The sequence below is a fragment of the Enterovirga sp. genome (assembly GCF_035325185.1).
In the GTDB taxonomy this organism is placed as follows: domain Bacteria; phylum Pseudomonadota; class Alphaproteobacteria; order Rhizobiales; family Beijerinckiaceae; genus Enterovirga.
This window is the reverse complement of sequence record NZ_DAOLAJ010000081.1, coordinates 1-16802: the sequence shown is the minus strand read 5'-3', so window position 1 is coordinate 16802 and position 16802 is coordinate 1. Positions and strand designations below refer to the sequence as shown.

Annotated in this window: 15 protein-coding genes; 5 read left to right on the top strand and 10 right to left on the bottom strand. The window is 70.8% G+C overall.

The window, feature by feature from the left end:
* Positions 1-57: 57 nt before the first annotated feature.
* Genes PKD06_RS14520 through PKD06_RS14510 form a run of 3 tightly spaced genes read right to left on the bottom strand, consistent with a single transcriptional unit; the run spans position 58 to position 3967 of the window.
* Complete coding sequence (locus PKD06_RS14520; RefSeq protein ID WP_324381267.1) at positions 58-1212, bottom strand: hypothetical protein; 1155 nt, start codon at positions 1210-1212, stop codon at positions 58-60.
* Positions 1209-3044, bottom strand: coding sequence for an aminopeptidase P family protein (locus tag PKD06_RS14515; protein WP_324381265.1), 1836 nt, complete (start codon positions 3042-3044; stop codon positions 1209-1211). Before PKD06_RS14515 ends, PKD06_RS14520 begins: the two co-directional genes overlap by 4 nt.
* Positions 3041-3967: a 50S ribosomal protein L11 methyltransferase gene (locus PKD06_RS14510; RefSeq protein WP_324381263.1), complete on the bottom strand. Its 927-nt coding sequence runs from the start codon at positions 3965-3967 to the stop codon at positions 3041-3043. The genes PKD06_RS14515 and PKD06_RS14510 overlap by 4 nt, the downstream gene beginning before the upstream one ends.
* Positions 3968-4174: 207 nt before the next feature.
* Here PKD06_RS14510 and infA point away from each other — a divergent pair, with 207 nt between their 5' ends.
* The gene (infA, locus tag PKD06_RS14505) at positions 4175-4450 is read left to right on the top strand and encodes a translation initiation factor IF-1 (RefSeq protein ID WP_324381261.1); all 276 of its coding nucleotides are present in this window, start codon (positions 4175-4177) and stop codon (positions 4448-4450) included.
* A 234-nt stretch (positions 4451-4684) separates the two neighbouring features.
* Here the strand turns inward: infA and PKD06_RS14500 are convergent, their stop codons facing one another.
* The 4 genes from PKD06_RS14500 to PKD06_RS14485 all read right to left on the bottom strand — a co-directional run bounded on the left by PKD06_RS14500 (position 4685) and on the right by PKD06_RS14485 (position 9166).
* Positions 4685-5587, bottom strand: coding sequence for a dihydrodipicolinate synthase family protein (locus PKD06_RS14500; RefSeq protein ID WP_324381259.1), 903 nt, complete (start codon positions 5585-5587; stop codon positions 4685-4687).
* 49 nt (positions 5588-5636) lie between these two features.
* Positions 5637-7502: an ABC-F family ATP-binding cassette domain-containing protein gene (locus tag PKD06_RS14495; RefSeq protein WP_324381257.1), complete on the bottom strand. Its 1866-nt coding sequence runs from the start codon at positions 7500-7502 to the stop codon at positions 5637-5639.
* A 155-nt stretch (positions 7503-7657) separates the two neighbouring features.
* Positions 7658-8569 carry an MBL fold metallo-hydrolase gene (locus tag PKD06_RS14490; RefSeq protein WP_324381255.1) on the bottom strand — a complete coding sequence of 304 codons (912 nt, stop codon included), beginning with the start codon at positions 8567-8569 and terminating at the stop codon, positions 7658-7660.
* 18 nt (positions 8570-8587) lie between these two features.
* Entirely contained in the window at positions 8588-9166 is a 579-nt protein-coding gene (locus PKD06_RS14485; protein WP_324381253.1) for a DUF2939 domain-containing protein, read from the bottom strand.
* A gap of 151 nt (positions 9167-9317) precedes the next feature.
* Here PKD06_RS14485 and PKD06_RS14480 point away from each other — a divergent pair, with 151 nt between their 5' ends.
* The gene (locus tag PKD06_RS14480; protein ID WP_324381252.1) at positions 9318-9980 is read left to right on the top strand and encodes a YoaK family protein; all 663 of its coding nucleotides are present in this window, start codon (positions 9318-9320) and stop codon (positions 9978-9980) included.
* Positions 9981-9993: 13 nt separating this feature from the next.
* On the opposite strand, the gene PKD06_RS14475 is transcribed toward PKD06_RS14480, so the two are convergent.
* Together PKD06_RS14475 and PKD06_RS14470 are read right to left on the bottom strand one after the other, a co-directional pair.
* On the bottom strand, positions 9994-11139 hold the full coding sequence (locus PKD06_RS14475; protein ID WP_324381249.1) for a DegT/DnrJ/EryC1/StrS family aminotransferase: 1146 nt from the start codon (positions 11137-11139) through the stop codon (positions 9994-9996).
* Between the two features lie 25 nt (positions 11140-11164).
* A complete protein-coding gene (locus PKD06_RS14470; protein WP_324381269.1) occupies positions 11165-12496 on the bottom strand; it encodes a nucleotide sugar dehydrogenase in 1332 nt (443 codons plus the stop codon).
* Positions 12497-12646: 150 nt separating this feature from the next.
* Here PKD06_RS14470 and PKD06_RS14465 point away from each other — a divergent pair, with 150 nt between their 5' ends.
* The 3 genes from PKD06_RS14465 to PKD06_RS14455 all read left to right on the top strand — a co-directional run bounded on the left by PKD06_RS14465 (position 12647) and on the right by PKD06_RS14455 (position 16023).
* On the top strand, positions 12647-13579 hold the full coding sequence (locus PKD06_RS14465; RefSeq protein ID WP_324381247.1) for an NAD-dependent epimerase/dehydratase family protein: 933 nt from the start codon (positions 12647-12649) through the stop codon (positions 13577-13579).
* A 112-nt stretch (positions 13580-13691) separates the two neighbouring features.
* A complete protein-coding gene (locus tag PKD06_RS14460; RefSeq protein WP_324381245.1) occupies positions 13692-15683 on the top strand; it encodes a nucleoside-diphosphate sugar epimerase/dehydratase in 1992 nt (663 codons plus the stop codon).
* A gap of 199 nt (positions 15684-15882) precedes the next feature.
* On the top strand, positions 15883-16023 hold the full coding sequence (locus PKD06_RS14455; RefSeq protein ID WP_324381243.1) for a hypothetical protein: 141 nt from the start codon (positions 15883-15885) through the stop codon (positions 16021-16023).
* Between the two features lie 23 nt (positions 16024-16046).
* Here the strand turns inward: PKD06_RS14455 and cobA are convergent.
* Positions 16047-16802: uroporphyrinogen-III C-methyltransferase (cobA, locus tag PKD06_RS14450; RefSeq protein ID WP_324381241.1), on the bottom strand; the 756-nt coding region annotated here is incomplete at its 5' end.

Genomic DNA, 16802 nt, shown 5'->3' with positions numbered 1-16802 from the left:
CCCCCCCCCCCCGCCGCAAGCGGGGGGAGGGTTCCCCTGCGAGCTGCCGCCGGCCGCTCAGCGGGCGCCGGTGAAAGACTTCGCCTCGCCTCCGATCTCATGGGCGAAGGCGTTGACGAGGGACAGGGAGAGACGCCGTGGGATGATGTCAGTATAGGCGCTGCTCTCCCATTCGTCCTGCGCCAGGGCGAGCGGCGCGGGCGCGGGATCGACGAAGCGCGAGCCGATCTGGGTGAGGTAGAGCGCCTTGCCACCCTTGCTGTCGACATCGGGAGCAAGAAGCGTCGTGATCGCGATCTCCTCGTGCAGCCCGAGGGCGCTCGCGGTCTCGGTCTGTCGCGTCAGCGTCACGACTTGCTCGCCCGTTTCAGCCCGGCTCGCGATGCGGGCGTCGCCCTCCGCGCCGAGAAGCTTCGCCGCCGTCTCGGCGAAGCGGCGGGTCACGGCCTCTGCGGTCTCCTTCGCCATGGCGGCGGGAAGCGAGACGCCGTCGGCGTTGGTGTAGTTCTCCGCGAGGCGTACCTCGGCGTCGGGGATCGATTTCAGCGCCTCGGCGAGCCGCGGCATCGTGTCCGGCGGCGCTTGCAGGCGCACATATTGCGCCCCTTCCCGCAGGTCGGAGCAGCCTGGGACGAGCTGATTCGCGAGCACCAGGGCCTTCTCGCGGCGCAGGAGGTCGAGCATCGCCCGCAGCGAGGCCGACGGGACCTTGACCGAGATCTCGTTCGGCAGGAGCGAGCCGAAGGAGTTGGGGCTGCCGCCGCCCTCATTGCCGATCCCGGTCTGGAAGCGGGCCGAGGTTTCGCTGATCGTGAAGACCTGCCGGCCGGCCCGGATCTCGCCGCTCAGCGAGATGGAATCGCCGTCCTTCTTCGTTTCGATCCGCGCCGAGACCGGGATGGCATCGACGCCGCTCTGGCCCGAGGCGGTATAGACGCCGCCCGTGGCTTTCGCCGGAGCCGAGAGCCTGTCGAAGGCCGCAAGCTCGGGCCGGCGCGGGAAGCAGATGTCGAGCGTCCAGGCTCCGCTGCGTTCTCCCGCCTCGCGCTTGTATTGGAGCACGCCGTCGAGGGTGATGTGCTGCTCGCCGGCTTCGCCGTCGCTGAAGGCGAGGTAGCGATATTCCACCTCGTCGACCCGGCTCTTCTGGGCGAGCGCACCGCTCGCCGCGAAAGCGGCCAGGATCAGGGCCGCCGATCTCGTTCCCTTCATGCCGGTCTCCTCTCGCCGAGCGGCCTCGTGGCCACTGCCAGCCAGTCCCGCGTCGCCTCGTCGAGCCCCTCCGACAGCGCCTCGCGGACGCGCGCGTGATAGGCGTCGAGCCAGGCGATCTCCCCGCTCTCCATCAGCGTCGGCTCGACCAGCGCGAGGTCGATCGGGGCCAGGGTCAGCGTCTCGAAGCCGAGCATCTGGCGCTCGCCGCCCGCGATCTCGCGGGTCTCGACGAGGATCAGGTTCTCGATGCGGATGCCGTAGGCGCCGGCCTTGTAGTAGCCCGGCTCGTTCGAGAGGATCATGCCCGGCTCGAGCGCGACCGTGCCGAGCTTGGAGATGCGCTGCGGCCCCTCGTGGACCGAGAGATACGAGCCGACGCCGTGGCCGGTGCCGTGGTCGAAATCGAGTCCCGCCTCCCAGAGCGGACGCCGCGCGAAGGAATCGATCTGCGCTCCCGAGGTTCCCTTGGGGAAGACGGCGCGGGCCACGGCAATATGTCCCTTGAGGACGCGGGTGAAGCGCTCGCGCATCTCGGCCGAGGGCTGTCCGATCGCCACCGTCCGGGTGATGTCGGTGGTGCCGTCCTGGTACTGCGCGCCGGAATCGACGAGATAGAGCTCGCCCGCCGCGAGCTTGCGGTCGCTGGCGTGGGTGACGCGATAATGCACGATCGCCCCGTTCGGGCCCGAGCCCGAGATCGTCGGAAAGGAGACGTCGCGCAGGAGCCCGGTTTCGCGGCGGAAGGTCTCCAGCGCCTCCACGGCGCCGATCTCGCCGACATCGCCTTTGGGCGCCTCCTCGGCCAGCCAGCGCAGGAAGCGCGTCACGGCGAGGCCGTCGCGCAGATGGGCGGCGCGGGTGCCGGCGATCTCGGCTCCGTTCTTCACCGCCTTCATGAGGGTCAGCGGGTCCGGCCCGCGATCGGCGACGCGGCAGGATGCCTCGACGAGGCCGTCGAGTTCCTGCGCGCCCGTCGCCGCGTCGATCCTGATCCGGCCGTCGGCCGGGCCGAGCCGCCCGATCTCCTCCGCGAGGCGTTCGGGCGGGGCGATCTCCGCCACCTCGCCGAGGACGGCGCCGACTTCGTTGGAGATCTTGGCCGCCTCCATCAGCAGGACCGGCCGGCCCTCCCGCGGCACCAGCGCATAGCCGAGGGCGAGAGGCGTGTGGGCGACGTCGCCACCGCGGATATTGAAGAGCCAGGCGAGGTTCTGCGGATCGGAGACGACGAGGCCGTCGAGCCGTCCCTTGGCCAGCCGCTCGCGCAGGCGTTCGAGCTTTGCGCCCGCATCTTCTCCGGCCAGGGCCTGGGGCTGGAGCGCGATGGGCGCGCAGGGCGGCGCGGGGCGGTCGGCCCAGATGGCATCGACGGGGTTGCTTTCGACCGGGACGAGGCTTCCGTCCGCTCGCGACACGGCCTTGGCCAGGGCCTCGACGGCGCTCGCGGTGTGCAGCCACGGATCGTAGCCGAGCGTGGCGGAGCCGAGTTCCGCCTCGATCCAGGCTTCCGCCGTCGTCTCGGCCTGCGGGACGACCGTGAGCAGCGCCCCGTCGACCTGCTGGGCGGCCTGGAGCGTATAGCGGCCGTCGACCACGATCGCCGCCTTGTCCTTCAGGATCACCGCCGTTCCGGCCGAGCCGGTGAAGCCGGTCAGCCAGGCGAGGCGCTCGGCATGGGGGGGCACGTATTCGGACTGGTGCTCGTCGGCGCGCGGGACGATGAAGCCGTCGAGCCCGCGGCGGGCGAGTTCCGCGCGCAGGAGCGGAATCCGCTGCGTCCCCTGGGAGGGGGAGGCAAGGTCCTCGAAGGTCTGGAACAGGGCTTTCATCGTCTCTCCCTCGGACAGGGGGCTGCGCCGCCGCGCCGCAGGACGAGCGTCGCCCAGCCCTCGCGGACGGAACGCCGCCGGAGCGCGAGGCCCTGCATCCGGTAGGCGGCGAGAATGCCGGGAACGTCGCGTTCGAGCAGCCCGGAGAGGACCAGCGTGCCGCCCGGCGCAAGGCGGGCCGAGATCGGCCGGGCGAGCCTCGCCAGCGGCCGGGCCAGGATATTGGCGAAGACGAGATCGAAGCGCGGTCCGCGCCGGACGAGATCGTGCCGCGTCCCCGCGCCGACATAGAAGGCGAGATGGGGCCCGACGCCGTTCAGCCGCGCATTGGCCCGCGCGACCTCGACGGCCACGGGATCGATGTCGCCGGCGACGATCCGCGACTTCAGGGCCCGGGCCGCTGCGAAGGCGAGGATGCCGGTTCCCGTCCCGACATCGAGCACCCGGCGCGGACGGCGCTGCTTCAGTTCCGCCGCGAGGGCGGCGAGGCAGCCGCTCGTCGTGCCGTGATGGCCGGTGCCGAAGGCGAGCGCCGCCTCGATCTCGATGGGGAGGTCGTTCGGCCGCACCCTGGCGCGGTCGTGCGAGCCGTGGACCAGGAAGCGCCAGATCCGCACGGGCGGCAGGCCCTCGAGCGAGGTCCGCACCCAGTCGGCTCCTTCCAGCGTGTCGAACCGGGCTTCGTCGATCGCATCCCCGATCACCGACCGCGCCAGCTCGCGGATCGCGTCTTCGTCGGGCTCGACGGCGAAATAGGCTTCGAGCCGCCAGGTCCTGCCGTCCTCGGCCTCGAAGGCCGCGACCGCCGTCTCGGCCGGATCGAAGACCTCGCCGAGGAGTTCCGTCAGCGCGCGCGCCCGGCTTTCGTCCGTCGCCAGACGCATGACATGGGTCGGCGCATGAGGGGGCAGGCCTTCGAGCATGGGAGCAACTAGCATTGCGCGAAGGTTCCGCGGAAGCCGTCATCGGCCGGGATGACGATGTCTTGCCATGCGGCGCCCGCTACCCTAGAATTACACAGTTGCGACGCTGCGCCCCCGTGCGCATGGCTTTTTGCGTCGCGCCATCGGCATTTCTCGTATAGAGCGACGCCGTGCCGGGTTTGTCGGCGCGAAGGATCATGGGTTCACATGGCGAAAGAGGAACTGATTCAGTTCGAAGGTCTCGTGCTTGAGGCGTTGCCCGATACGCGGTTCCGGGTGCAGCTCGACAGCGGCCATGAGATCATCGCCTACACCGCCGGCAAGATGAAGAAGAACCGGATCAAGACGTTGGCCGGCGACCGCGTGACGGTCGAGATGTCTCCCTACGACCTGGAGAAGGGCCGGCTGATCTTCCGCCACAAGGACGAGCGCTCGGCGCCCGGCCCGCGCCCGCCTTTCCGGGGCGGCATGAGGCGTCGCTGACGCCCCTCCGTCATACCGCTTCTGGCTCGGGCTCGGCTGTTTTTCTCCCTCGCTCGTCATGGCCGGGCTCGTCCCGGCCATCCACGAACGCGGCAGCCGCTTGCGAACCCGTTCACTACGGAGCGCGCGGGAAGGCGTGGATGGCCGGGACAAGCCCGGCCATGACGACCAAGAGAGAACGGGCCGAGTTGATCTATCGGATTTCGTAAACGATGCGACCCGCCGGATGCCGCATCAGCCCGTGAGTTCCGCCGGCAGGCGCTTCAGGGCTCCTGCGATCTCGCCGCGCACCCAATCGCCGAGCGGCAGGATCGGGCGGGGCGGCTCGGCCCGGCAGAGGCCGAGGAGATCGGCGAGGACATAGACCACGCGCAGGCTCGTATGAGCCCGGAAGGTTTCCCAGATCGGCTCCATCGCCGCATGGAGGCGGCGGGCTTCGGCTGCATCGCCGGCCTGGGCCGCGCGCGTGACGGCGAGGCAGGCCCGCGGCAGCGTGCCGCCGATGACGCTGTACCAGGTCTCGGCCCCGGCGAGCAGCGCCTCGGGGGCGTTGATGTCGATGCTGCAACCGATGGAGAAGCGGTGCCGAACCGCCTCCCGCAGCGTGCGGAGCTGGGCGCCGACCTGCTCCTTCGGCTGTGCGCCGGTCTTCAGGGCGACGATCCCGTCCAGGCGGCTGAGGCGCCCGACGAGGCCCGGCGTGAAGGTGAAATGGGTCGTCGCTGGATTGTCGTAGATGCAGAGCGGCAGCCCGCTCTCGCGCCCGACCGTGACGAAATGCTCGTAGACCTCGTCATTCGTCAGCGGAGTGTAGGAGACCGGGGCGAGAAGTCCCGCGGCGGCGCCCGCCGCCTTCGCATCCTGTGCGAGCTTCACCGCCTCGTCGGTGCGCAGCGCGCCCACCCCGACGAGAACCGGCACCTTTCCTCCCGCCTCGGCCATGGCGGCCTCGATCGCGAGCCGGCGCTGCTCGCGCGTGAGATAGGCATAGGTGCCCGTCGAGCCGAGGAGCCCGATCGAATCGACCCCCGCCTCGACCAGCCGGCGCACGATTCGGCGCAGGGCCTCGCGATCCACGATGCCGGCCGCATCAGCGGGTGTGATCGGAAAGGCCGAAAGGCCGCTGAGATTCGTCATGCCTCGTCCGTCGTTCCGGCGGTCACGGTTTCGGATCGGGACGGGCGGGTCAAGCCTCCTCGATCTGGCCGGACAGTTCCAGCCATTCCTCCTCGGCCTTGGCGAGGGCCTCGGCGGCCTCGCCGCGCATGCGGGCCAGCTCGCCCGCCTTGGCCGGGTCCTCGCGATAGGCCCGCCCGCCCGCCATGGCCTCGTCGATCTTGCCGATGGCCGTGCCGAGCTTGTCCATGCGGATTTCGAGCGCATGGAGCTTCTTGCGGAGCGGCGCGAGGGAGGCGCGGCGCTCGGCGGCAAGGCGCCGATCCTCGGCCTTGTCGGAGCCGCGCTCCTCGGATTTCGGCTTCGGCGGCTCGGCCTCGCCGCTGAGGACGTAGCGGCGGTAGTCGTCCATGTCGCCCTCGAAGGGCTTCACGGCACCGTCCCCCACGAGCCAGAGCCGGTCGGCGCAGGCTTCGACGAGGAAGCGGTCGTGGCTGACGAGGATGACCGCGCCCTCGAAATCGTTGATCGCCTCCATGAGCGCGGTGCGGCTGTCGATGTCGAGATGGTTGGTCGGCTCGTCCAGGATGAGCATATGGGGACCGTCGAAGGCAGCGAGTCCCATGAGAAGCCGCGCCTTCTCGCCGCCGGAGAGGTTGGAGATCCGCGTATCCGCCTTCTGGCCCGGAAAGCCGAACTGGGCGCAGCGAGACCGGATGCGCGCCTCCGGCTGGCCCGGCATGCGCTCGGCGACCTGGATGAAGGGCGTCGCGGCCGGACGCAGCTCGTCGAGCTGGTGCTGGGCGAAATAGGCGACGTCGAGCTTCGGCGAGCGGGTGATCGTTCCGCCCAGCGGATCGAGCCGGCCGCCGATCAGCTTGCAGAAGGTCGATTTGCCCCGTCCGTTCTGCCCGAGAAGGGCGATGCGGTCGTCCGGCAGGATGGTCAGGTCCAGCCGCTTGAGGATGGTGCGCTCGCCATAGCCCGCCGCGACGCCTTCGAGCGAGACGAGGGGAGGGGAGAGTGGCCGGTCCGGCGAGGGGAGGTGGAAGGGCAGCGTCGTCTCGTCGATCGAAACGGAGGCCGGCTCCATCTTGGCGAGGCGCTTCAGGCGCGACTGCGCCTGGCGCGCCTTGGACGCCTTGGCCCGGAAGCGATCCACGAAAGCCTGGAGATGCTTGCGCTCGGCCTCCTGCTTGGCCGCGAATTTCGCCTCCAGGCGGCGCTTCTCCGCATATTGCCGCGCGAAGGAGGAATAGCCGCCGCGATAGAGGGTCAGCTTGCCCCGCTCCAGATGCAGGATGTGGTCGACGGAGCTTTCGAGCAGGTCGCGGTCGTGGCTGATGACCAGCACCGTGTGCGGGTATTTGCCGAGGTAATCGTAGAGCCAGAGCGTGCCTTCGAGGTCGAGATAGTTCGTCGGCTCGTCGAGGAGCAGAAGGTCGGGCTCGGCGAAGAGCACGGCGGCGAGCGCGACGCGCATCCGCCAGCCGCCCGAGAAATCCGAGCAGGGGCGCTGCTGGGCTTCCGAATCGAAGCCGAGGCCGTGCAGGATCGTCGCGGCGCGGGCGGGGGCGGCATGGGCGCCGATATCGGCGAGCCGGGTCTCGATCTCGGCCCGGCGCAGGCCCTCGGCACCCTCCGCTTCCGCGAGCAGCGCGGCGCGCTCGCGATCCGCCGCGAGGACCACTTCGACCAGCGTCTCGGGGCCGCTCGGCGCTTCCTGCGCGACGGCGCCGATGCGGGTGTTGCGAGGCAGGGAGATCGATCCGGATTCGGAGGCGATCTCGCCCTCGATCAGCCGGAACAGGGTGGATTTGCCGGCGCCGTTGCGGCCGACCAGCCCGACGCGCGCATCCGGCGGAAGCGCCGCGCCGGCGCCGTCTAGGATCAGCCGCTCGCCGATGCGGTAGCTGAGGTCTGAGATGTGGAGCATCGCCGCTGCCTAGCCGCGGCAGGGCCTCGGGGGCAAGCGGCCAGCGGCCCACTCCCTCCTCTCCCCGCTGGCGGGGAGAGGCCGAGCGCCGCGAAGCGTGGGCCGGGTGAGGCGCGCGCACCCGGCAGCGGCGTGTATCCGTTGCCCCTTATGGGTCAGGCCAGCCGATATTCCCCTTCGAGACGGGGCGCTCCGTCCGTCACGGCGAGACCCCGGCCGACGAGATCCTCGAGATGGGCGAAGGTGGACAGGGCCGCCGCCCGCAGGAGTTGCGGCTTGAGGGTGGGATAGATCGCCGGCACGATCTCGCCGATGCGCCGGTCGCCGGCGCGCAGGCGCGTCAGGATCGAGGCTTCCCGCGCGCGCCGGTGCCCGATCAGGGCGCGCAGGTAGCGCTGCGGATCGCGCACGGGGCCGCCATGGCCGGGCCAGTACAGCCGCTCGGAGCGGGCGCGGAGCTTTTCCAGAGAGGCCATGAAGTCGGTCATCGACCCGTCCGGGGGCCCGACAATCGTGGTCGACCAGGCCATCACGTGATCGGCCGAGAACAAGGATTCCTCCTCCGGCAGGGCGAAGGCGAGGTGATTGGCCGTGTGGCCCGGCGTCGCGACCGCTTCCAGCGTCCAGCCGGGCCCGGTGATCGCGTCTCCGTCGCGCATCTGGAGATCGGGCGCGTGGTCCCTGTCGCCGGAGCCTTCCATCGTGTTCGCCTCGCCGTCCGCGAGAGGCCGGGAGGCGAAATGCGGGCCGCAGCCGACGATCGGCGCGCCGGTCGCCTCCCGCACGAGGCGCGCGCCGGGGGAATGGTCCATATGGGTGTGGGTCACGACGATATGCGAGACCGTCTCGCCCGAGACGGCGCGGAGCAGCGCCTCGACGTGCTCCGGCCGGGCGGGGCCGGGATCGATGAGCGCGACGGTGCCGCGGCCGACGATGTAGCTGCACGTCCCGGTGAAGGTGAAGGGACTCGGATTGGCGGCGACAATGCGCCGGACGAGAGGGCTGACCGCGACGGCCCTGTCCGGGGCGGGAGAGAAGTCGAGATCGAAATCGAGGTCCGACGACATGGGCGGCCTTTCCGCGGGTCAGCGGGCCGTCCGGCGCTTCAGCTCGGCGGCGATGCGATGGATCAGGTAGGGCGGCAATTCGAGCGAGACCAGGCGCCAGCGCCAGTTGCCGAGCCGAAGCTGGAGCCGGAAACGCGACTCCTTGGGCTCGCCCGGCGGCAGCAGGACATAGACGTTGCGAAAGCCCCGCCAGTGGGACGAGGCCAGGAAATCGTCCAGGTCTTCGATCCCGACCGAGCCGCTGCCGAAGGCCGTCCCGGTGGGGTCGCCGACCGGGGAGGTCCGCAGCAGGCGGATCAGCCCCTCCTCCTGGACGAGGGTGTCGAGCAGGGGGTCGGCGAAGGCGAAAGCCATGGCGGCCGCGATCTGCGCGTCCTGGGTGGTGATGCCGCTCGCCGGCTTGGCCGCCGCAAGCTCGGCGGCGATCTGCCGTGCGATGGAATAGCGCAGGGCGCGCGTGTTCACGCGGTCCCGGATCTCCCCGAGGTCGCCGGCCTCGACGGCGCGTCCGAGCCGGTAGACGGCATAATAGGGCGAGCCGACGTAAAAGCCCCAGGCCGCCAGGAGAGCGAGCAAGCCTGCCACGATCCAGCGCATGACGGTGGTGTGTGCCTCCTCGCGGCTCGGGCTCGCCGGCCGGCCGCGCAGTCTCCGAGCGGCCCCTTGCCAGAACCCCGCGGCAGCAATAACCCCGCTCGCTCCCGCCCTCAACTGTGGGCGAACTGTTCTTCTGCCCGGTGTGCTTTCCATGAATATCCGGCGCTTCATCTTTGGATTGCTTCTGACCGGCGGCGCAGGGGCGATCGACGCGGTGAGCTTCATGCGCCTCGGGGCGGTCTATGCCTCGTTCATGAGCGGAAACACGGTCCAGCTCGGCATTCACGTGGGGGAGGGGAGCTTCCTTCCCCTCCTGGGTTTTTCCACGCTGATCGGGCTGTTCATGCTCGGCAGCTTCACCGGCTCCATCGTGACCGCGAAGGCCGGCTCCCGGAACCTTCCGGTCATCCTGGCGCTGGAGGTGGCCGCCTTGTCGGTCGCGTTGCTTCTCGACCTGCGCCACGGCATGCCCCTGGCGACGACCGCCCCGCTCGCCTTCGCCATGGGTGCGCAGAACCATCTCGTGGTGATGGCGCGCGGCTCCAATCCCGGAACGACCTTCGTGACGGGCACGGCCTTCAGATTCGCCGACGCCGTCGCGCAGCGAGCCCTCGGGCGCGATCCCGCCGGCGCCTGGAAGCTGCATCTTGCCGTCTGGATGTCCTTCGCCGTCGGCGCCTCCGGGGGCGCCGTCTTCCAGATCGGCCTGCGCGAGCATGCGCTCGCGCCGATCCTGGCCCTCCTCGCGCTGCTCCTGACGGTCTCGCTCGTCGCGCAGCTCGTCCGGCCGGGCCTCCTCGGCTCGGCGTCGTAAGGCCCTCGATCCCTTAAGCCAGGGCCGCCCGCGCCTCGCCGATGATGCGGTCCTGCGTCTCCTCGTCCAGATAGGGGTGGATGGGGAGCGAGACGACGTCGAGCGACAGCTTCTCCGTCACGGGCAAGCCGTTGCCGGCGCTCGGGAAATGCTTATAGGCCATCAGCCGGTGGACGGGCTTCGGATAGTACATGCCGGTCGGGATGCCCTTCGCCCGCAGATGCGCGGCCAGTCCGGCGCGCTGCTCGGGCTTCACGCGGATCGTGTAGATGGCCCAGCTCGACATGCAGTCGGGCCGGACATGCGGCGGGATGGCGAGGTCGCCGAGGCCCTCGGCATAGCGCGCGGCGATCCTCTGGCGGGCCTCCAGCTCGTCCTCGAAGATGTTCAGCTTCTCGATGAGGATCGCGGCCTGGATGGTGTCGAGCCGGCCCGTCATGCCGAAGCGCTCGTGATCCGTCCGGTCGGCAGTGAGGCCGTGGAAGCGGAGCGAGACCAGGGTTCGGGCGAGATCGTCGTCGTCCGTCGTGACGGCGCCGCCGTCGCCGTAGCAGCCGAGGGGCTTCGCCGGGAAGAAGCTCGTCGTCGTAGCGAGGCCGAAGGTGCCGACCCGGCGTCCCTTGTAGGTCGAGCCGAAGCTCTGCGCGGCGTCGCAGAGCATCCACAGCCCCTCCCGCTCACAGACGGGGGCGATGGCGTCGTAATCGGCAGGCTGCCCGAAGATGTCGACGGGGATGACGCCGACCGGATCGAGCTTGAGATGCCGCGCGGTCCTGACCGCGTTCTCGAGGCTCGCCGGGTCCATGTTGAAGGTGTCCTCGAGGACATCCACGAAGAGCGGCGTCGCGCCCGTCCGGGCGATCGCCTCGGCCGTCGCCGTGTAGGTGAAGCTCGGGCAGAGGACCGCCTGACCCTCGCGCGCACCCTTCGCCATCAGGACGAGGCTGAGCGCATCCGTGCCGTTGCTGCACGAGACGGCGTGCTTCGCGCCGCAGAAGGCGGCGAGCCGGCGCTCGAATTCCGTCACCTCGGGCCCGAGGATATAGGCGCCGTGATCGACGACCCGCAGGATCGCCTCGTCGATCGCCGTTCCGAGGCGGCGGCGCTGGGCGCCGAGATCGATGAAGGGCAGCATGGTCGGCGGGGCCGGGTTGGTCATGGGATCCTGGGCTCCAAGGATACGGTCATGCCTTGACGACGGAGGGGCCGGAAAGGCCCGCCCGCGCGAAGGCGTTGCGGGTGTCGACGATCAGCCGCGCATGGGCCGCGACGAGAGGCAAGTCCAGCGCGTCGTGGTCGGTCGCGAGGAGGATCGCGTCGAATCCCGCCAGGGCCTCCGCCGTGAGCGGGACCGAGCGGCGCCCGGCGAGGGCGGCATGCTCGCGGGTCGGCGGCAGGACGGGGACCAGGGGGTCGTGATAGGCGGCGCGCGCGCCGCGCGCCTCGATCAGCTCGATGAGGCGCAGGGCCGGGCTCTCGCGCGTGTCGTCGACGTTCTTCTTGTAGGCGAGGCCGAGGACGAGGATGTCCGAATCGGCGAGTCCGCGCCGGGCCTTCTCGTCCAGGGCGGCGGCGAGGCGCTCGACGACGAGGCGCGGCATGGCGGTGTTGATCTCGCCCGCCAGCTCGATGAAGCGGCTGGAGACGTCGAATTCGCGCGCCTTCCAGGAGAGGTAGAAGGGGTCGATGGGGATGCAGTGGCCGCCGAGGCCCGGCCCCGGCTGGAACGGCATGTAGCCGAAGGGCTTCGTGGCCGCCGCCTCGATCACCTCCCAGACGTCGATGCCCATCGCGCCGTAGACGAGCTTCAGCTCGTTCACGAGCGCGATGTTGACGGCCCGGAACACGTTTTCCGTCAGCTTGACCGCCTCGGCCACCGCCGGGGAAGAAACGGGCACGACGCGCTCGACCACCGCCCCGTAGAGGGCGAGGGCGGCCTTCTGCGCCAGCGCGCCGTCGCCCGCGACGACCTTCGGGATCGCGGCCGTGGCATGGACGGGATTGCCGGGATCCTCGCGCTCCGGCGAATAGGCGAGCAGGAAGTCGGTCCCCGATTTCAGGCCGGAGCGCTCCAGGATCGGCCGGACGATCTCGTCGGTCGTCCCGGGATAGGTCGTCGATTCGAGCACCACGAGTTGGCCGGGCCGCAGCCGCCCCGCGATCGCCTCGGCGGTCCTCGCGACGAAGCCGAGATCGGGCTCGCGGTGCCGGCCGAGCGGCGTCGGCACGCAGATCAGGATCGCGTCGGCCTCGCCCAGGCGGGCGGGATCGCACGTCGCCTCGAAGCGGCCGCCGGCGAGGAGCCGGCCGATGCCGTCCTCGCTCACCTGGCGGATATAGGAGCGGCCGGCCGCGAGGCTCTCGACCTTGGCGGGATCGGTATCGAGGCCCAGCACCCGGAAGCCCGCCGCGCCGACCGCGACCGCGAGCGGCAGCCCCACATAGCCGAGGCCGATGATCGCGACGGTGGCGCTGCGGTTCTCGATCGAGGCGGCCAGCCGCGCCAGCGCCTCCATGCTTGCCGTCACCGCCCGGGCGACGCCTGAATCCATGACAACCCGCCTGCGCCGCCGTGCCGGCGGCCGATGGCGGGCCGTGTACGAAAGCCGCCCGCGCCGATCAAGCCGGGCGCTTGAGCGCGGCCACCGGGCCGGGTACTCGGCGCCATGGCCGGCAAACGCATTCTGATCACGGGCGCGACGGGATTCGTCGGCCGCCGCATCGTCGCGCGGCTGGCCCGCGCGGGGCACGAGCTGACGCTCGCGACCCGGAGCGCGTGGCAAGGGGAGGTGCCGGCCGGCGCCCGGATCGTGAGGGTCGGCGAAATCGGGCCGGATACCGATTGGCGTGAGGCTCTGGCGGAGGCCGGCACCGTCATCCACCTCGCCGCCCATGTCCATGTTGCGCCCGAGCGGGCCGAGGCCGAAGCGGCGCTGTTCGACCGCATCAACCATCTCGGCTCCCTTCGTCTCTACGAGCAGTCGGCGGAAGCCGGGATCGGCCTCTTCGTGTTCGTCAGCAGCATTACGGTCCTTGGGAGCGAGAGCCCTTCGGGGCGGCCTTTCGACGAGACCTCGCCGCCCCGGCCCGAGACGCCCTACGGCCGCTCCAAGCTCGCCGCGGAGACTTCTCTCCTGGCCGCGGCGGGACCGCCCCTGGTCGTCCTGCGCCCGCCGCTGATCGCGGGGGCGGGCGTCGGCGGCAATCTGCGCAGCCTCGCGCGCCTCGCGGCCCTGCCGTTCCCCTTGCCCTTCGGGGCGGTGCGCAACCGGCGCACCCTGCTCTCGCTCGACAATCTCGCCTCGGCGATCGAGGCGATCCTCGCGGGGCCGCGGCCGGGAACCTACCTGCTGGGCGACAGGACGCCCCTCTCGACGGGAGAGATCGTCGCGGCCCTGCGGCAGGGAATGGGGCGCCGTCCGGGTCTGCTGCCCGTGCCCCTCGGCCCGATGCGCCTCGCCGCCTCGCTCGCCGGTTTCGGCGGCCATGCGCGACGGCTCTTCGGCGATCTCGAAGTCGATTCGTCGCGGTTCCGCGCCGCCTATGGCTGGGACGACGAGGTCGAGACCCGCGCCGTGCTCGCCGCGGTTGGATCGTGACGCATGCCCGGCTTCATGCGGGAGTCCCATGCGGGCGCGGTGACTGTGCCCGTCCCGCCATTGTGATAGGGAAGGGCGACCGGCGCGCCTGCGCCGCCTTCAGGGACCCGTTTTGACCCGTCGTCAGATCATCATCGTCGCGCACGACGTCGTGATGACCGCCGTGGCGCTGCTGGTGAGCTTTTTCCTCCGCTGGGGGCAGGTGGAGTTCCTGGCGCGCCTCGACCGCATCGCCGTGGTTTGCGCGCTCACGATCCCCCTCGCGGCCCTGGCTTATTGGTTCGCCGGCCTCCAGCGCCTGCCGTGGCGCTACGTCTCGACGCTCGACCTCACGCGGATCGCCCTCGCGGTGACCGTTCCGGCGATCTTCCTGGCGCTGGCGGATTTCGTCGCGCGCGGCGCCGTGATCGTTCCGCGGACGGTGCCCGTCATCTATTGGCTGGTGCAGGTGGCGCTCCTGGCGGGGCCGCGCGTCCTCTACCGGGCGCATCGCAACCGCCGGCGCGACCGGCGCGCCTTCAAGGGCGCCTACCGCATGCCCGTCCTCATCGCGGGCGTGGGCGACCAGGCCGAGCAACTCGTCCGGCGCCTGCGCCGGGACGAGATCAGCTCGCTCGATCCCGTGGGGCTCCTCTCCCCGAAGGAGCGCCATCTCGGCGACACCATCCACGGCGTGCCCATCATCGGCGGCTTCGGGGATCTGGAGGAGACGCTTCGCCGTCTCGACGAGCGCGGGCGCAAGCCGCGCCGCCTCGTGCTGACGCGCGAGGTGCTGGAGAGCGAGGGTGTCGATGCCCTCGTCGCCTCGGCCCGCCGCCTGGGCCTCGCGACGGTGCGCGTCTCGGAGGCGATGACGCAGATCGGCGAGGGCGAGGCCGCGGTGAAGCTCGCCCCCGTCGCCATCGACGATCTTCTCGGCCGCTCCGCGCGCGAGGCGGATCTCTCCGCCGTCCGGGCGCTGGCCGGGGGGCGGCGCGTGCTGGTCACGGGCGCCGGCGGCTCCATCGGCTCGGAGCTGTGCCGCCAGATCCTCGACATGGGGCCGAAGGCCATGGTCCTGCTCGACCATTCGGAGCTGGCGCTCTGGTCGATCGCCAAGGAGCTTCGCGCCCGCGATCCCTCGGCCGAGATCCGCCAGCACCTCGGCAGCGTCTGCGACGCGCGCGACCTCGCTGGCATTTTCGAGGAGTTCCGCCCGGAACTGGTCTTCCACGCGGCGGCTCTCAAGCATGTCGATCTCGTCGAGACGCATCCGGTCGCGGCCGCGGCCACGAACACGCTCGGAACCCGCGAGGTGGCGCGCCTCGCGCGCGAGGTCGGGGCGGTCTGCGCCGTCTTCATCTCGACCGACAAGGCGGTCGATCCGGTCTCGGTGCTGGGCGCGACCAAGCGCGCGGGAGAACTCGTCTTCGCGGCGGCGGACCGGGCCGGGGCGGCCACCCTGGCCGGGGCGGCCACCGTGGCCGGCCGCGCGGCCGGCGAGCCGACCCGCTTCCTCAGCGTGCGCTTCGGCAATGTCCTCGGCTCCTCGGGCTCGGTGATCCCGCTCTTCACCGAGCAGCTTCAGGCCGGCGGCCCGATCACGGTCACCCATCCCGATGTGGAGCGCTATTTCATGACCATCAGCGAGGCGGTGACGCTGGTGCTGATGGCCTCCGCCGAGGGCGCGCGCTCCTCCGAGGTCTCGCCCGTCTACGTCCTGGACATGGGCCAGCCTGTCAGGATCGTCGATCTCGCGCGCCGCATGATCCGGCTGGCGGGGCTCGAGCCCGAGATCGATATCGAGATCGTCTTCACGGGCCTGCGTCCGGGCGAGCGCCTGCGCGAGGCCCTGGAGAGCGCCGGCGAGGAGCTGCATCCGACGGCCGTGCCCGGCGTGCGCTCGGCCGCCTCGCGCGAGGTCGATCCGGCGGCGCTGGAGGAGCGGCTCGGCCGGCTCCGGGCGGCGGTCGAGGCGCATGACGGGCCGGCGGTGGTGGCGGCGCTCCAGGCGCTCGTGGCCGATTACCGGCCGGCCGAGGGGCCTCCCGCTCTCCCGTCCCCGGCGGAGGGGACGGAATCCGGGGGCGCAAAGCCCGCCCGCTTGCGGATCGTGAGCGGCTGAAGCGCTCGGGATCGGAGCCGGGGGCGGCGCAAAGAGAATGAATTTCTCTCTGCGCCGCTGAAGATAGAAATTGGTATTACTCCGTTCCGCTTGAATAAGATGATATTGCAAATCATCGTCTTTATGCCGGATGGCTATTCCCTCATTGAGAGGGAATGCTATCTAGCTTGAAACATCGGCGGCATCGGTTGCTTCTCGAATGACCTTCAAGTCTGCTTCCATCGCGTTCTGGATGGTCATCGTCGCGCTGCTCGGCGCGCGTGTCGCTTTCCACGACCAGATTTCGCTCGGCGCCCCGGCCGGCTACGTGATGGCCTGGCTGAAGACCCTGGTCGGCTGAGCGGCGCCTGCCGCGAGCGGGCTTCAGTAATCCGCCGCGTGAGTCGCGGCCGCCGCTTCGAAAGCGGCGCAGGCGCCCAGGGCCTCCCCGATCAGCACGATCACCGGCCGCCCCTCGGGCAGCGGAATGCCGGAGCGGGCGAGGTCGCCCAGCGTCATGGGGGCGACCGCCGCGTCCGGGCGCGACACGTCCGTCATCGCCTCCGCGGGCGTCGCGGGCGCGCGCCCCTCCCGCAGCAGCCGCTGCGCCAGTTCGGCGGCAGTCCGCCGCGCCATGTAGACGACGAGGGTCGTGCGCGGATCGGCCAGGGCGGCGAAGTCGAGATCCTGCGGCAGGCGGCCAGTGCGGTCGTGCCCGGTCACGAACTCGACCCGGCGCGCATGGTCGCGGTGGGTCAGCGAGCCGCCAAGAGCCGCGGCGGCGGCGCTGGCGGTCGTGATTCCCGGAACGATCCGCACCGGCACGCCGGCCTCGCGGCAGGCCGCGACCTCCTCGCCGGTGCGGCCGAAAATGGCGGGATCACCGCCTTTCAGCCGCACCACACGCTCTCCCGCCAAGGCGAGGTCCACGAGGAGTGAGGAGATGTCCTCCTGCCGGCAGGCGGCGCCGTGCCCCTCCTTGCCGACATGGACGCGGCGCGCCTCGCGGCGCCCGAGTTCCAGGATCGCGGGCGTGACGAGGCGGTCGTGGACGATGACGTCCGCCGCCTGCAATTCGCGCATCGCCTTCAGCGTCAGAAGCTCGGGATCGCCCGGCCCGGCCCCCACGATGACGACCTC

Bases quoted from the DNA above. Each gene is read 5' to 3' on its own strand.
- PKD06_RS14490 (WP_324381255.1), bottom strand. From the start codon at position 8,569: ATGTCGTCGGACCTCGATTTCGATCTCGACTTCTCTCCCGCCCCGGAC.
- PKD06_RS14515 (WP_324381265.1), bottom strand. From the start codon at position 3,044: ATGAAAGCCCTGTTCCAGACCTTCGAGGACCTTGCCTCCCCCTCCCAG.
- PKD06_RS14470 (WP_324381269.1), bottom strand. From the start codon at position 12,496: ATGGAGGCGCTGGCGCGGCTGGCCGCCTCGATCGAGAACCGCAGCGCC.
- PKD06_RS14510 (WP_324381263.1), bottom strand. From the start codon at position 3,967: ATGCTCGAAGGCCTGCCCCCTCATGCGCCGACCCATGTCATGCGTCTG.
- PKD06_RS14475 (WP_324381249.1), bottom strand. From the start codon at position 11,139: ATGACCAACCCGGCCCCGCCGACCATGCTGCCCTTCATCGATCTCGGC.
- infA (WP_324381261.1), top strand. From the start codon at position 4,175: ATGGCGAAAGAGGAACTGATTCAGTTCGAAGGTCTCGTGCTTGAGGCG.
- PKD06_RS14495 (WP_324381257.1), bottom strand. From the start codon at position 7,502: ATGCTCCACATCTCAGACCTCAGCTACCGCATCGGCGAGCGGCTGATC.
- PKD06_RS14465 (WP_324381247.1), top strand. From the start codon at position 12,647: ATGGCCGGCAAACGCATTCTGATCACGGGCGCGACGGGATTCGTCGGC.
- PKD06_RS14455 (WP_324381243.1), top strand. From the start codon at position 15,883: ATGACCTTCAAGTCTGCTTCCATCGCGTTCTGGATGGTCATCGTCGCG.
- PKD06_RS14485 (WP_324381253.1), bottom strand. From the start codon at position 9,166: ATGCGCTGGATCGTGGCAGGCTTGCTCGCTCTCCTGGCGGCCTGGGGC.
- PKD06_RS14520 (WP_324381267.1), bottom strand. From the start codon at position 1,212: ATGAAGGGAACGAGATCGGCGGCCCTGATCCTGGCCGCTTTCGCGGCG.
- PKD06_RS14500 (WP_324381259.1), bottom strand. From the start codon at position 5,587: ATGACGAATCTCAGCGGCCTTTCGGCCTTTCCGATCACACCCGCTGAT.
- PKD06_RS14480 (WP_324381252.1), top strand. From the start codon at position 9,318: ATGAATATCCGGCGCTTCATCTTTGGATTGCTTCTGACCGGCGGCGCA.